The organism is Micromonospora sp. SCSIO 07396 (genome assembly GCF_053667945.1).
The window spans coordinates 1,386,543-1,400,332 of sequence record NZ_CM132210.1 but is presented as its reverse complement, the minus strand read 5'-3'; the positions used below and the strand labels follow the sequence as shown (position 1 = coordinate 1,400,332).

The window sequence follows — 13,790 nt, the reverse complement described above, 5'->3', positions numbered from 1 at the left end:
TCCCAAGGGGGTGTCGGGGAGGGCGGGTGGTCGGCATCAGGGGCGGCGCGCGGCCGGCACGCAGCACGGGGTCGGGCAGGTGTCCCACATCGGCAGCTCACCGAGGCGGCGGCGGGTCGCCGGCCCGTCGGGCGTGGTGCGTTCGGCCACCAGTTCACGCACCATCGCCACGAACCTCGGGTCGGTGCCGGGGGTGCCGGCCCGGACGAAGTCCAGGCCGAGCTGCTTGGCCGTCTCCAACGCCTCGGTGTCGAGATCCCAGACCACCTCGAGGTGATCCGAGACGAACCCGATAGGGCTGACCACCACCCCGGTGACACCCTGCCCGGCGAGGGCGGTCAGGTGGTCGTTGACGTCCGGCTCCAGCCACGGCACCTGCGGTGGGCCGGAGCGGCTCTGCCAGACCAGGTCATAGGGCAGGTCGGGCGCGGCGACGGCGTGCACCAGGCGGGCGGTCTCCGCCAGCTGCGCGGTGTACCGGCCGCCGTGCGGGCCGGCGGTGGCCGCCGCCGAGGTGGGGATGGAGTGCGCGGTGAAGACCAGCCGGGTGGTGTCCCGCCGGGCCGGGTCGAGCTGGGCCAGCGCCGAGCGCACCGCGTCGGCGTGCGGCTCGACGAAGCCCGGATGGTCCCAGAACTGGCGCAGCTTGTCGATCACCGGGGCGTCCGGGCCGACGGCGGCCCGCGCGGCGGCGATGTCCTCCTGGTACTGCCGGCACGACGAGTAGCCGCCGTACGCGCTGGTGACGAACGCCAGCGCCCGGGTGACCCCGTCGTCGCGCATCTGCGCCACGGTGTCGGCGAGCATCGGGTCCCAGTTCCGGTTGCCCCAGTAGACGGGCAGGTCGACGTCGTGGGCGGCGAGGTCCGCCCGGATCGCGGCGAGCAGCTCGCGGCACTGCTGGTTGATCGGGGAGACCCCGCCGAAGTGCAGGTAGTGCTCGGCGACCTCGGCCAGCCGCTCGGGCGGCACCCCCCGCCCCCGGGTCACGTTCTCCAGGAACGGCAGCACGTCCTCGGGCCGCTCCGGGCCACCGAAGGAGACCAGCACCAATGCGTCGTACGACATGGGGTCATTCTCCCCCGCGGTCGGCGACGGCCTGACGACGGCCCCTGGTCATGCGGGTTACGTGGGGGCCCCGCGCCGGGGCCCCCACGTGCGGCTCAGGCGCCCAGGGCGTGGTAGCCGCCGTCGACGTGGACGATCTCGCCGGTGGTGGCCGGGAACCAGTCCGACATCAGGGCCAGGCAGGCACGGGCGGCCGGCTCCTGGTCGGTGAGGCTCCAGCCCAGCGGGGCGCGCTCGGTCCACGCCTGCTCGAACTGCTCGAAGCCGGGGATCGACTTCGCGGCCATGGTGCGCAGCGGCCCGGCGGCCACCAGGTTGCTGCGGATGCCCTGCTTGCCCAGGTGCAGCGCGAGGTAGCGGGAGGCGGACTCCAGCCCGGCCTTGGCCACCCCCATCCAGTCGTAGACCGGCCACGCCTTGGTGGCGTCGAAGGTCAGCCCGACCACCGAGCCGCCCGGCGACATCAGCGGCAGCGCCGCCATGGCCAGCGACTTGTAGGAGTACGTGGAGACCTGCAGCGCGGTCGCCACGTCCTCCCAGGGGGCGTCGAGGAAGCCGCCGCCGAGGCAGCTCTGCGGGGCGAAGCCGATCGAGTGGACCACCCCGTCGAGGCCGTCGACGTGCTCGCGTACCTTGTCGGCCAGGCCGGCGAGCTGCTCCGGGCTGGTCACGTCCAGCTCGATGACCGGCGCCGGCTGGGGCAGCCGCCGCGCGATCCGCTCGACCAGCGAGAGCCGGCCGTAGCCGGTGAGCACGACCTGGGCACCGTTGTCCTGGGCGAGCTTCGCCACCGAGAAGGCGATCGAGGCGTCGGTGATGACGCCGGTGACGAGCAGCCGCTTACCGGCGAGCAGTCCTGACATGTGTTGGCTTCCTCCGTACGTTCTCAGTGACCCATGCCGAGGCCGCCGTCGACCGGGATGACGGCGCCGGAGATGTAGCCGGCGGCGTCCGAGGCGAGCCAGGTGACCACCCCGGCGACCTCGTCCGGCGCGGCGAACCGTCCGGCCGGGATGACCTTGCGGTACTCGGTGCGGCGCTCCTCGGGCAGCGCGGCGGTCATCTCGGTGTCGATGAAGCCCGGGGCGACCACGTTCGCGGTGATGTTGCGGCTGCCCAGCTCCCGGGTGATCGACCGGGCCACCCCGACCAGGCCGGCCTTGCTGGCCGCGTAGTTGACCTGGCCGGCGCCGCCGTAGAGGCCGATCACCGACGAGATGAAGATCATCCGGCCCCACTTGGCCCGGAGCATCTTGGACGAGGCCCGCTTGGCGCAGCGGAAGGCACCGGTCAGGTTGGTGTCGAGCACCCCGGTGAACTGCTCCTCGGACATCCGCATCAGCAGCGTGTCGTCGGTGATGCCGGCGTTGGCGACCAGCACCTCGACCGGGCCCAGCTCGGCCTCGACCGCGGCGAAGGCGGCGTCGACGGAGGCCGAGTCGGTGACGTCGCACCGGACCCCGAACAGCCCCTCCGGCGCGTCGCCGCTGCGGTGGGTGACCGCAACCCGGTCGCCCTGCCGGGCGAAGGCCTGCGCGATGGCCAGTCCGATTCCCCGGTTGCCGCCGGTCACCAGCACGGTACGGGCCACGGGTCCCCCTTCGGTTCCGCTGATCATTCCGGTCGGAGCCTAGGCGTTACCGGCAGGTAACCGCTAACGGTGCGCCACCGGACCCGGCGCGGCGGCCGGGAGGAATCGCGGTGCGACCACCCTCCGGGAGCGGCCGGACACCGTCCGGGGCGGGACGGCCGAATGCGCGGTGCGGGTGTCCCCGTTGTACGATGATCGGCGTCCGCGAGCCGAATGCGACTCGCGTTTTGGCCCCGCCGACCGCAGGAGGTGATCGCTGTGCGAGATAGCGATCCTCCCAGTCGTGGCCGGGCCGTCCGTCAGCCCCGCTGAGCCACGACTCAGTCGGTCGAGCTGACCCAGCTCCCGCTCCCCCGTCACCACCCGTTCCCGGCCCCGGCCGGCGGACCGGTCGGTGCTGCCGTCCCGCGCCGGGACGCCCCGGTGGAGCAGCCCGGTCACGACTTCGTGTGCGCGCCCTGACCCATCCCTGCGGTTCCGCCCGCCCCGCGGACCGTCCAGTCGCCACCGGAGCCATTCATGAGCCGCTACGTCGCCCCGCTGGGCTTCACCCTCGCCGCCGTCTGGGTGGCCGTCGTGTTCGTCCTGGCCGGCGGCGGTCACTGAGACCGCCACCGGCCGCCGCGCCGACCCGCGCACCCCGCCCCGGCCCCGGATCACCGCACCCGGGACGTCCGGGGTACGAGTCACCGCACCCGGGACGTCCGGGCCGGCCTCACAGCATCCGGGACGTCCAGAGCAGGCTCAGCCCGCCCGCGCAGAGCGCCAGCAGCAGCGCCACCCCCGCGTACCACTGGGTGATCTCGCGAGGCTCGGTGCGGAACCCGATCGACGAACCCATGTCCTGGTAGACCTGCTTCAACTCGGCCACCGAGGCCGCCTCGTAGAAGTAACCCTCGGTGGTCTCGGCGAGCTGGGCCAGCGCCAGCCGGTCCACCGGCACCCGCTGCAACTGACCACCGATGTCCACCTGCCCCGAGTCGGTGCCGAACGCGATCGTGGAGACCGGCACGTTCGCCGCCTGCGCCGCCGCCGCGGCCTCCTCCACCGACCGGCCCGACGTGCGGAACCCGTCGGAGAGCAGCACGATCCGGGCCGGCGGGATACCGGCCGCGCCGTCGGCCGGCACCGACCGGATCGCCTCCAGGCAGGTGAAGACCGCCTCGCCGGTGGCGGTCGCCTCGGCCAGGGTCAGCCCGTCGATCGCCGCCGTCACCGCGGCCCGGTCCTTGGTGGGCGCCACCAGCACGTTCGCCGCCTTGGCGAAGGAGACCAGCCCCAGGTTGTAGCTGGCCGGCAGCTCGCCGACGAACTGCTTCGCCGCCTCCTGGGCCGCCTCCAACCGGTTCGGCGACACGTCGTCGGCCTGCATCGACAACGACACGTCGATGGCGAGCATCACGGTCGCCCGCTCCAGCGGCTCCTGGGTGTCGATCGCCGGGCGGGCCATCCCGGTGGCCAGCGCCACCATCGCCAGCAGCAGCGCGGTCGCCGCCGCGTGCCGCCGCCACCCCAACCCCTTCGGCGCGAGGATACGCAGCAGGTCCACGTTGGTGAACCGCATCGCGTACGCCCGGCGGTGGCGCTGCCGCCAGACGTAGGCCGCGGCCAGGGCCAGCACCGGCACCAGCGTCAGCAGCCACCACGGTTGCATGAAACGGATCATCGCGTCGTCCCCCGGGTGCGGGCGTGCCGCTGGGCGGCCACGAATCGCACCATGTCCAGCAGCCAGTCTCGGTCGGTACGCAGCATCAGGTGCCCGGCGCCGGCGGCCCGCAGCTCGGCGGCGATCGCGCCGCGCTGGGCGGCGGCCGCCTCGGCGTAGCGGCGACGCAGCCGCGGGTCGGCGGTCTGCACCTCGTGCAGCTCCCCGGTCTCCGGGTCCACCACCGGCAGCACCCCCACGTCGGGCAACTCCAGCTCGCGCGGGTCGACCACCTCGATGGCCAGCACGTCGTGCCGGACCCGCAGCTTACGCAGCGGCCGGCCCCACTGTTCGGGCGGCGCGAGGAAGTCCGAGATCACCACCGCCAGGCCCCGCCTACGCGGCGGCCGGTTGAGCAGGTCGATCAGCGCGCCCAGGTCGCCGCGCCCGGGGCGCAGCGGGGCGTGCGCCACGGCGCGTAGCAGCGCCTGTGCCTCCCGCCGGCCGGAGCGGGCCGGCACCCGGGTCAGCACCCCCGGCCCGGCGGGCGGCACCGGCGGCGCGGACCGCCACCGACGCGCGGGCGCGGGCGGTGGTTGCTCCCCGGTGCCGATCACCGCGCCGATCCGGTTGCCGCCGCGCACCGTCAGGTGGGTCAACGCGGCGGTCGCGGCGACCACCACGTCCCGCTTGAGCCACCGGTCGGTGCCGAAGTCCAGGCTCGCCGACAGGTCCACCGCCAGCCAGGTCTCCAGCTCCCGGTCGGCCACCGTACGCCGCACGTGCGGGGTGGTGGTGCGGGCGGTCACCGGCCAGTCCATCCGGCGTACGTCGTCGCCGGGTCGGTACTCGCGGGACTCCCCCGCCTCGCTGCCCGGACCGGGCAGCAGACCCGCGTAGTCGCCCTGGAGCAGCCCGTCGAGTTTGCGGGTCACCAGCAGTTGCAGGCGGGACAGCACCGCCTCGGTCCGCTCCCCACCGGCGTCGGCCGGGCGTACCGGTGCGGTCACGGGTGCTGCCCGGGCCAGCCGGCGGCCGGCGGGCCGCTGACCGGCGGCGGCCCGGACGCCTGTTGCCGGGGTGCGACCGAGGGCGGCGGGATGGTCGACATCACCCGGTGCACCACGTGGTCGGCGGGCACGTCGTCGGCGAGCGCGTCATAGCTGAGCACCAACCGGTGGCGCAGGATGTCCGGCGCGATGTCCTGGACGTCCTGGGGCAGCGCGTAGTCCCGGCCGCGCAGCAGGGCCAGCGCCCGGGTGGCCCGGACCAGGCCGAGCGAGGCACGCGGGCTGGCCCCGTACTGGATCAGCCGGGCCACGTCGGGCATCCCGTGCTCGGCGGGACTGCGGGTGGCCAGCACCAGCCGTACGGCGTAGTCGACCAGGGCGTTGTGCACGAAGACCTGGTCGGCCTTGCGTTGCAGGGCGAGCAGGTCGTCGGTGCTGAACACCTGCGCCGGCTCGGGCGCGGCGACCCCCATCCGGTAGACGATCTCCCGTTCCTCGGCGTCGGTCGGATACCCGACGACGATCTTCATCAGGAAACGGTCCCGTTGCGCCTCCGGCAGCGGATAGACGCCCTCCTGCTCGATCGGGTTCTGGGTCGCCATCACCAGGAACGGGTCGGGCACCCGGTGGCTCTGGCCGCCGATCGAGACCTGCCGCTCGCTCATCACCTCCAGCAGCGCCGACTGCACCTTGGCCGGAGCCCGGTTGATCTCGTCGGCGAGCAGGAAGTTCACGAAGACCGGGCCCAGCTCGACGTCGAACTTCTCACTCGACTGCCGGTAGATCCGGGTGCCCATGATGTCGGCCGGCACCAGGTCCGGGGTGAACTGCACCCGGGCGAACTGCCCGCCCACCACCCGGGCCATCGTCTCCACCGCGAGGGTCTTCGCCACCCCGGGCACCCCCTCCAGCAGGCAGTGTCCCCGGGCCAGGAGCGCCACGAACATCCGCTCCACCATCCGGTCCTGACCGACGATCACCCGTTTGATCTCGAACAGGGCCCGCTCCAACAGCGTGGCGTCCTGGGCGGGGGTGGTCACCGCCGCGGGTGTCTCGGGGGCCGTCCCGTTCGGGGTCGGGGCGTCGGGCGTGGTCGGCTGGGCCACCGGTCCTCCACAGCATGATCGGGTCGTCGTGGCGTGGTGCGGTAACAAGACTCGCATGCCCGGCTGAGAGCCGAGGCGGGGAGAACCCGATTTCGGGTACGCCGTCCGGATCACCGAATCGCTGAACGAGGCTGGACACGAAGGGGTCTGCCGCGTGTACGATTCACCCCGTCGCCGGGCGGCTCCCCCCGTGGCCGCCCGGCGCTCATCTCTCCTCCGGTCCCGGTGCGCGCCTAGACTCCCCTGGTGACCGATCCCACCCCCGCCGTCTGTTCGTCCCGGGGCTGCCGTGCGCCAGCCGTGTGGGCGCTGCGCTGGAACAATCCCCGGTTGCACGACCCCGAGCGGCGCAAGACCTGGCTCGCCTGCCCGGCCCACCGGGGCAGCCTCGGCGACTTCCTCGACGCCCGCGGGTTCCTCCGTGAGGTCACCGCGCTCCCCGGATCGCATACCCTCGAAGCGTGAACGCTGCCGAGCCACCCCAGTCCCCGGTGAGCGCCCTGGAACCCTGGCCGGACACGGTCCACTGGCAGCGCATCTCGACCGACCTGATCTGGGTCGAACTGCTCCGCCTGGCAATGGGCCTGGCGGTGCTGCTGGTCGGGCTGGCGCTGGGCTGGGCGTTCACCGGGCACTGGCTGTTCGGTGCCGGCTGCGCCGTGGTGCTGCTCGGCGGCGGCTGGCGGGTGGCGACGATCGTCCGCGCCGTCCACGCCTGGGGGTACGCCGAACGCGCCGACGACCTGCTGGTCCGGCACGGGCTGCTGGTCCGCCGGTTGTCCATCGTGCCGTACTCGCGGATGCAGTTCGTCGACGTCAGCGCGGGCCCGCTGGAACGCGCCTTCGACCTCGCCACCGTGCAGCTGCACACCGCCGCGGCGGCCAGCGACGCCCGGGTGCCCGGCCTGCGGCCGGCCGAGGCGGCCCGGCTCCGCGACCGGCTCACCGCCCTCGGTGAGGACCGGGCGGAGGGGCTGTGACCGACGATTCGCCCGGCCCCGCCGCCCCCCACCCGGCGGCCCCTGAGGTTCCGGCGGTTCCCGGCACGCCGCGGGCGTCGCATCCGCCGGTGGCCACGGACGTCCCGGCGGCCCCGGAGGCTGCACCGGTGGGGACGGGCGGGCCGACCGGTGCCGAGCCGCGGCAGCGGCTGCACCCGCTGAGCCCGGTGTTGCAGGGGGCGAAGTCCCTGGTCGTGGTGATCGCCGGGCTCTCCTGGTCGACGCTGTCCCGGGTCGGCTTCGGCTGGTTCGCGGTGCTGGTGGCGGTGCTCGCCCTGGGTGCGACGGTGCTGGCGGTGGTGAGCTGGTACAACACCGGCTACCACATCGTCGGGCGGGAACTGCGGGTGCACGAGGGGTTGCTGTGGCGGCGGACCCGGGCGATACCGCTGGAGCGGTTGCAGGCGGTGGAGGTGGTGCGCCCCCTGCTGGCGCAGCTCACCGGCCTGGCCGAGCTGCGTCTGGAGGTGGTCGGCGGCGGCAAGACCGAAGCGCCGCTGGCGTACCTGTCGGTCGCCGACGCGGCCCGGCTGCGGCAACGGCTGCTCGCCGTGGCCGCCGGCCTGCCCGACGGCGCGACCACCGGCCCCGCCGCGCAGCCGGCGGGCCTCCCCCAGCCGGGCGGGGACGTCGCCGCGCCGGCCGACGACCGGGAGCCGGCCGGCCGGTCGTTGCACGCGGTGCCGAACACCGACCTGCTGGTCAGCCAGTTACTCACCCCGCAGGCGTTCCTGCTGCCGTTCGGGGTGGCCTTCGTGGTGGCGCAGTTCCTCTCCGAGGGCTCCTGGTCGTTCATCGCGGTGGCCAGCACCCTGACCGCGATGGCCGGCGTGCTGCTGCAACCGGTCCGCCGGGTCCTCGACGACTGGAACTTCCGGCTGGCCCGCGAGTCCGACCGGCTGCGCATCCACAACGGCCTGCTAGAGACGCGGATGCAGACCGTGCCGCTGGAGCGGGTGCAGACCGTCGGGGTGACCTGGCCGCTGCTCTGGCGGATGAAGGGATGGCTGCGGCTGCGGCTGGAGGTCGCCGGCTACTCGGGCGGCGAGGCTGACGACCGCAACCGGCCCGACCGGCTGCTGCCCGTCGGTGACCTGGCCGTCGGGGCGGCGATCGTCGACGAGGTGCTGCCCGGGGTGACGCTGACCGCGCTGCCGCTGACGCCCCCGCCGACCCGGGCCCGCTGGTTGCACCCGCTCAGCGCCCGGGTGCTCGGGGCGGGGCTGCACGAGCGGGTCTTCGCCGTCCGCTCCGGCCTGCTCACCCGGCAGTTGACGCTGGTGCCGTACGCCCGGATGCAGAGCGTCCGGGTGGTGCAGGGGCCGGCGCAGCGCCGGCTGCGGCTGGCCACCGTGCACGTCGACACGGCCGGCGGTTCGGGGGCCGCCGCGCACGACCGTGACCTGACGCAGGCGTGGGCGCTCGCCGCCGAACTGACCGCGCGGGCGCACGCCGCCCGCCGGGCCCGCTGATCAGCGTCCGACGCCGCCCGCCGGGGTGACGGTGGCCGGGGTGGGGGCGGGTCCGCCGGGCGGCGGACCGTCGGCGGGGGCACCGCGCCGGGCGCGGTGGGCCCGCCAGGCCCGCTCGGCCAGCCCGACCACCAGGAAGGTCATCCCCACGTACGCCCAGCCGACCAGGACGTCGATGACGTAGTGCTCGCCGCTGTAGACCAGCGTGAAGGTCATCGCCAGCGGATACGCCAGCAGCAGCGGCCACCAGCGGCGACGGGTCGACCGCAGGAAGAACAGCACCACGAACAACGCCCAGGCGGTGTGCAGCGACGGCATCGCGGCGACCGGGTTCGAGGCGATCTGCCCGGCGTTGAGCAGGTTGCCCGCGCCGTGCATGCCGAACTCCTTCCACCCCCGGGTGGAGATCCGGGCCACCTCGCTGAGCAGGCCGTTCTGCGCCGCCCACCACGGCGGCGCGGCCGGGTAGGCGAAGTAGGTGACCAGGCCCGCCGCGCACAGGAAGCCCCAGCGCCGCATGTACGCCCCCCAGCGCTCACGGCTACGCAGCCAGAGCACGGCGGCGGCGGCCAGCGTCACCACGAAGTGGGAGAAGTAGACCCAGCTCACCAGCACGTCCCACCAGCGCACGTCGGGCTGGTAGAGGTGCTGCTGGAGCCACACCGTCGGCACCTCGCCCCCGGTCGCCCAGCCGAACATCAGCCGGTCGGCGACGATCAGCTCGTAGGCGTGTGGGGTACGGCCGTTGTCGGCGAAGCCCCGGGACAGGTTATAGACGGCGAGCAGCAGCACCACCGGGATCCAGTCCCGGGCGAAGCGCAGGTGACTGCGCCACGGCCGGCCCCAGTTCCAGGCGACGGTGCCGGCCCAGATCCACAGGAAGGCGTACGCCGGGTCGGTCGGCAGGCCGATGGCCAGCCAGGTCACGACGAAGGCGACGCCCCAGACGGACATCGCTGTCACCCGCCGTCGCCCACCGACGGACGGGTCGGGGGTGTCGGTCGGGACGGGGGGCGGGGGCTCAGTCACAACGGCCATCGCGGTCAAGGTTAACGGTGGGCGACGCATCGACCACCGCCGACCACCGGTGCGCCGACGGGCGGGTGTCCCGGCCGGCCCGTCGTCCGGTCGGCCCCGGTGACCCCCCACTAGGCTGAGCGCATGCAGGAACAACCGGACGACCCGTTCCCGCCGGGGCTGACCGCCCGGGTCGAGCTGACCGTCACCGAGGCCGACACCGCGGCCGCCGTCGGCTCCGGTGACGTGCCGGTGCTGGCCACCCCCCGGGTGGTGGCCCTCGCCGAGGCGGCCACGGTGGCCGCGACGGCCCCCGCGATGCCCGCCGGGAGCACCACGGTCGGGGTCCGGGTGGAGCTGGCACACCTGGCCGCCACCCCCGTCGGGCGGACGGTGGTGGCCGACGCCCGGCTGGTCGGGGCCGACGGCCGACGGCTGCTGTTCGAGGTGACGGTGACCGACGGCGACACCACCGTGGCCTCGGGCCGGGTGGAACGGGCCCTGGTCGACAGGCAGCGTTTCGTGGCACGGGCGGAGCGGGCGTCGTGACGTTCCGGTTCACGGCGGTCGCCGACGGGGTCCACGTGCTGCGCGAGCCGCTGCTCGACGTCAACGTCACACTGGTGGTCGGTGACGGCGCGGCGCTGCTGGTGGACACCCTGTCCACCGCCGGGCAGGCCGCCGCGCTGGCCGACGCCGCGCGGGCGATCACCCCGTATCCGTGGACGCTTGTCAACACCCACCACCACTTCGACCACTGCTTCGGCAACGCGACGCTCGCCGCCGACCCGCCCCGCCCGGTGTACGCCCACGAGGTGGCCGCCGCCGCCATGCGTGACCGGCCGGACCGGCTGCGCCGGGCGGCGTACGAGGAGATGCGGTCGGCCCAGCCGGCGCTCGCCGACGAGTTGGCCGGGACGCCCCTGCTGGCCCCGACCCACACCGTGCACACCGAGACGGTGCTGGACGTCGGTGGCCGGCGGGTCGTGCTGCGACACCCGGGCCACGGGCACACCGACGCGGATCTGGTGGTGCACGTGCCGGACGCCGACGTGCTGGTCGCCGGGGACCTGGTGGAGCAGTCCGGGCCGCCGGCGTTCGAGGAGTCGTACCCGTTGCAGTGGCCGGACGCGGTGGCCGACCTGCTGCGGATGGCCACGCCCGACACGGTGGTCGTGCCGGGTCACGGCACGCCGGTGGACGTGGGGTTCGTCCGGGCCCAGCACGCCCGGCTGGTGGAGCTGGCCTGGTTGATCCGGGCCGCGCACACCGGCGGGGCCCCGCCGGAGCGGGTGGCCGCCGACTCTCCGTTCGGTGCCCGCCCCGGTCTCGTCGCCGCCCGCCGGGGCTACCGGGAACTCGACGGCACGCCCTGAGTCGCCGGCCGTCGCAGGCAGCCCGGACGGGCCGGCACCGCGCCGGGCACGGCCGGGCGGCCCGGCGACCGGGTGGCGCTCAGTCGGCGAAGCGGCGGCGGACCGCGTCCCGGGTGGGCATGGCGACCGCGCCGCCGGGCGACTCGCAGACCAGACCGGCGACCCGCAGGGCGAACGCGACCCGTCGGTGCCAGTCGTCAGGCGTGCCCGGCTCGCCGTCGGCCAGCAGTTCGGCGACGAGCGCGGCCATCACCGAGTCGCCCGCGCCGGTGGCGTCCACCGCGTGCACCATCGGGGCGGGCACCCGGACCGGGTCGGGGCCGGCGGCGACCAGCGCGCCGTCCGCGCCGAGGGTCACCACCACCGTGCCCGCGCCCACCTCCCGCAGGTACGCCGCGACCCCCTCGGCCGGCTCGTCGGGCCAGAGCAGGGCGGCGTCGGCGCCGCTGAGCTTCACCAGGTGCGCCCCGGCGGCGAACTCCACCACCACCTGGCGCAGGGCGGCCAGCTCCGCCGGGCCGGACAGCAGGCGGGGTCGGACGTTGGGGTCGAAGACCCGCAGGCCGGGCGCGAGCGACCAGGCCCGCCGGGCGGCGGCGAGCGTCGGTGGGCGCAGCAGCACGATCGAACCGCAGTAGAGCACGTCCGCGCCCTCGACCAGCGCCACGTCCAGGTCGTCGGCGGCGAGCAGGCCGTACGACGGTGGTTCGCCGTAGAACCGGAAGTCCGGCTCCGCCCCGGTGTGGGTGGTGACCGCCAGCGTGGTGGGTGCGGGCACGGTGACCACGCCGGTCAGCCCGACCCCGGCGGCGGCGAGGAAGGTCCGGATGCGGCCGGCGAGCACGTCGTCGCCGAGGGAGCCGACGAACTCGGCCGTGCCGCCGAGCCGGGCCACCCCGACGGCGACGTTGAGCGGGCCGCCGCCGATCGCCTGCCGGAACACCGGCCCGCCGCCGGACTCGGCGTCCAGCAGGTCGATCAGCGCCTCGCCGAGCACCACCGCGTATCCCATGTCGCCTCCCGGCACCTCGTCGTCCGGCTACCAGGCTGGCACAACGGCCCCCGCCGATCGGGGCCGGCCGGGCATCCCGGCCACATCCATCGAGCAGCGGCTATTGCAGGGTTCGTCCGGACGTGATGGTATTGGGGTGCCGGGCCGGCGCGGAGGGCTGCCGCACCCGTCCGGTGATCAGCTGGGGGCTCGACGCGAGAGGCACCGGTCCGTGGGCACGGACCGTCGACGGCACGCGCCTGTCGGCCCCGCGGGGCCGCCGGCCCGAGCCGCGATCGACGCATCCCCCACCCTCGTGCGGGGCGGGCGCGCTCGCGCCACCCCGCAGATCAGGAGAAGCTCGTGCTCCGTTCCCGTACGGCCGCGTTGTTCACCGCGGCCGCCACCCTCGCCTTCGGGGCCGTGGCCCTGACAGTGCAGGCCGAACCGGCTGCCGCCCACGGCACGCCGATCGTGCCGGGTAGCCGGACGTACCTGTGCTGGCAGGACGGCCTGACCACCACCGGCGAGATCAGGCCGAACAACCCGGCCTGCTCCGCCGCGGTCGCCCAGAGCGGCACCAACTCCCTCTACAACTGGTTCAGCGTGCTCCGCTCGGACGCCGGGGGCCGCACCGTCGGGTTCATCCCCGACGGCAAGCTGTGCAGCGGCGGCAACACCGGTTTCGCCGGGTACGACCTGGCCCGCACCGACTGGCCGCTGACCCACCTGACGTCCGGCGCGCGGCTCGACTTCAAGTACAGCAACTGGGCGCACCACCCGGGCACCTTCTACTTCTATGTGACGAAGGACAGCTGGAGCCCGACCCGGCCGCTGGCCTGGAGCGACCTGGAGGAGCCCTTCCTCACGGTGACCAACCCGCCCCAGCGGGGCGCGTCGGGCACCAACGACGGGCACTACTACTTCAGCGGGAACCTGCCGTCGGGCAAGTCCGGCCGGCACATCATCTACTCCCGCTGGGTGCGCTCGGACAGCCAGGAGAACTTCTTCGGCTGCTCGGACGTCACCTTTGACGGTGGCAACGGTCAGGTGACCGGGGTCGGCAGTGGCAACAACCCCACCACGCCCCCGCCGACCACGACGCCCCCACCGACCACCACCCCGCCGCCGACCACGACCCCGCCGCCGCCGACCACCACTCCGCCGCCGCCGACCACGACCCCGCCGCCGGGCAACAGCGACTGCATGGCGGTCTACAAGGTGGTCAGCGCCTGGTCCGGTGGGTTCCAGGGTGAGGTCACCATCATGAACCACAGCACCCGCACCTACGGGGGCTGGACGGCGAGCTGGACCTGGCCCAACGGGCAGGTGATCTCGCAGGTCTGGAACGGCACGTTGAGCACCAGCGGGTCGACGGTGACCGTCACCAACGCCGCGTACAACGGCTCGATCGCGCCGGAGAAGACGACCACGTTCGGCTTCACGGCCAGCAGCACCGGCACCAACGGGCTGCCGACGGTCTCCTGCTCCGGCCGGTGACCCGACGCTGAAC

Annotated in this window: 14 protein-coding genes; 6 read left to right on the top strand and 8 right to left on the bottom strand. The window is 74.3% G+C overall.

What is annotated here, in order from left to right; all coding sequences use genetic code 11:
* Positions 1-36: 36 nt before the first annotated feature.
* From ACWCHM_RS06300 to ACWCHM_RS06275, 6 genes are all read right to left on the bottom strand, one after another.
* Positions 37-1,068: a ferrochelatase gene (locus ACWCHM_RS06300; protein WP_454221723.1), complete on the bottom strand. Its 1,032-nt coding sequence runs from the start codon at positions 1,066-1,068 to the stop codon at positions 37-39.
* Between the two features lie 95 nt (positions 1,069-1,163).
* Positions 1,164-1,931 (bottom strand): enoyl-ACP reductase FabI, encoded by a 768-nt coding sequence (gene fabI / locus ACWCHM_RS06295; RefSeq protein ID WP_281895888.1) that lies wholly within the window; start codon positions 1,929-1,931, stop codon positions 1,164-1,166.
* Positions 1,932-1,954: 23 nt separating this feature from the next.
* Positions 1,955-2,659, bottom strand: a complete 705-nt coding sequence (fabG, locus tag ACWCHM_RS06290) for a beta-ketoacyl-ACP reductase (protein ID WP_281895886.1) — start codon at positions 2,657-2,659, stop codon at positions 1,955-1,957.
* Between the two features lie 715 nt (positions 2,660-3,374).
* Positions 3,375-4,325 carry a VWA domain-containing protein gene (locus ACWCHM_RS06285; protein WP_454221722.1) on the bottom strand — a complete coding sequence of 317 codons (951 nt, stop codon included), beginning with the start codon at positions 4,323-4,325 and terminating at the stop codon, positions 3,375-3,377.
* Positions 4,322-5,332, bottom strand: coding sequence for a DUF58 domain-containing protein (locus tag ACWCHM_RS06280; RefSeq protein WP_454223031.1), 1,011 nt, complete (start codon positions 5,330-5,332; stop codon positions 4,322-4,324). The genes ACWCHM_RS06285 and ACWCHM_RS06280 overlap by 4 nt, the downstream gene beginning before the upstream one ends.
* A complete protein-coding gene (locus tag ACWCHM_RS06275) occupies positions 5,311-6,420 on the bottom strand; it encodes an AAA family ATPase (protein ID WP_281895883.1) in 1,110 nt (369 codons plus the stop codon). The genes ACWCHM_RS06280 and ACWCHM_RS06275 overlap by 22 nt, the downstream gene beginning before the upstream one ends.
* A 246-nt stretch (positions 6,421-6,666) precedes the next feature.
* Between ACWCHM_RS06275 and ACWCHM_RS06270 the strand changes: the two genes are divergently transcribed.
* The 3 genes from ACWCHM_RS06270 to ACWCHM_RS06260 are packed head-to-tail and all read left to right on the top strand — an operon-like array spanning position 6,667 to position 8,893.
* Positions 6,667-6,885 carry a hypothetical protein gene (locus ACWCHM_RS06270; protein WP_454221721.1) on the top strand — a complete coding sequence of 73 codons (219 nt, stop codon included), beginning with the start codon at positions 6,667-6,669 and terminating at the stop codon, positions 6,883-6,885.
* On the top strand, positions 6,882-7,400 hold the full coding sequence (locus ACWCHM_RS06265; protein ID WP_281895881.1) for a PH domain-containing protein: 519 nt from the start codon (positions 6,882-6,884) through the stop codon (positions 7,398-7,400). Before ACWCHM_RS06270 ends, ACWCHM_RS06265 begins: the two co-directional genes overlap by 4 nt.
* On the top strand, positions 7,397-8,893 hold the full coding sequence (locus tag ACWCHM_RS06260; protein ID WP_374760018.1) for a PH domain-containing protein: 1,497 nt from the start codon (positions 7,397-7,399) through the stop codon (positions 8,891-8,893). The genes ACWCHM_RS06265 and ACWCHM_RS06260 overlap by 4 nt, the downstream gene beginning before the upstream one ends.
* Here the strand turns inward: ACWCHM_RS06260 and ACWCHM_RS06255 are convergent, their stop codons facing one another.
* Positions 8,894-9,931: a phosphatase PAP2 family protein gene (locus tag ACWCHM_RS06255; protein WP_204959100.1), complete on the bottom strand. Its 1,038-nt coding sequence runs from the start codon at positions 9,929-9,931 to the stop codon at positions 8,894-8,896. It lies immediately after the preceding gene.
* Between the two features lie 123 nt (positions 9,932-10,054).
* Between ACWCHM_RS06255 and ACWCHM_RS06250 the strand changes: the two genes are divergently transcribed.
* Positions 10,055-10,459 (top strand): thioesterase family protein, encoded by a 405-nt coding sequence (locus ACWCHM_RS06250; protein WP_454221720.1) that lies wholly within the window; start codon positions 10,055-10,057, stop codon positions 10,457-10,459.
* Positions 10,456-11,286, top strand: coding sequence for an MBL fold metallo-hydrolase (locus ACWCHM_RS06245; protein ID WP_454221719.1), 831 nt, complete (start codon positions 10,456-10,458; stop codon positions 11,284-11,286). Before ACWCHM_RS06250 ends, ACWCHM_RS06245 begins: the two co-directional genes overlap by 4 nt.
* A 79-nt stretch (positions 11,287-11,365) precedes the next feature.
* On the opposite strand, the gene ACWCHM_RS06240 is transcribed toward ACWCHM_RS06245, so the two are convergent.
* Entirely contained in the window at positions 11,366-12,298 is a 933-nt protein-coding gene (locus ACWCHM_RS06240) for a carbohydrate kinase family protein (RefSeq protein WP_454221718.1), read from the bottom strand.
* Between the two features lie 342 nt (positions 12,299-12,640).
* On the opposite strand from ACWCHM_RS06240, the gene ACWCHM_RS06235 reads away from it, so the two are divergent.
* On the top strand, positions 12,641-13,777 hold the full coding sequence (locus ACWCHM_RS06235) for a lytic polysaccharide monooxygenase auxiliary activity family 9 protein (RefSeq protein WP_204959104.1): 1,137 nt from the start codon (positions 12,641-12,643) through the stop codon (positions 13,775-13,777).
* The last annotated feature ends 13 nt before the right edge of the window (positions 13,778-13,790 follow it).

Coding starts and splice junctions, on each gene's coding strand:
- ACWCHM_RS06240 (WP_454221718.1), bottom strand. CDS start 12,298: ATGGGATACGCGGTGGTGCTCGGCGAGGCGCTGATCGACCTGCTGGAC.
- ACWCHM_RS06300 (WP_454221723.1), bottom strand. CDS start 1,068: ATGTCGTACGACGCATTGGTGCTGGTCTCCTTCGGTGGCCCGGAGCGG.
- ACWCHM_RS06285 (WP_454221722.1), bottom strand. CDS start 4,325: ATGATCCGTTTCATGCAACCGTGGTGGCTGCTGACGCTGGTGCCGGTG.
- ACWCHM_RS06250 (WP_454221720.1), top strand. CDS start 10,055: ATGCAGGAACAACCGGACGACCCGTTCCCGCCGGGGCTGACCGCCCGG.
- fabI (WP_281895888.1), bottom strand. CDS start 1,931: ATGTCAGGACTGCTCGCCGGTAAGCGGCTGCTCGTCACCGGCGTCATC.
- ACWCHM_RS06255 (WP_204959100.1), bottom strand. CDS start 9,931: ATGGCCGTTGTGACTGAGCCCCCGCCCCCCGTCCCGACCGACACCCCC.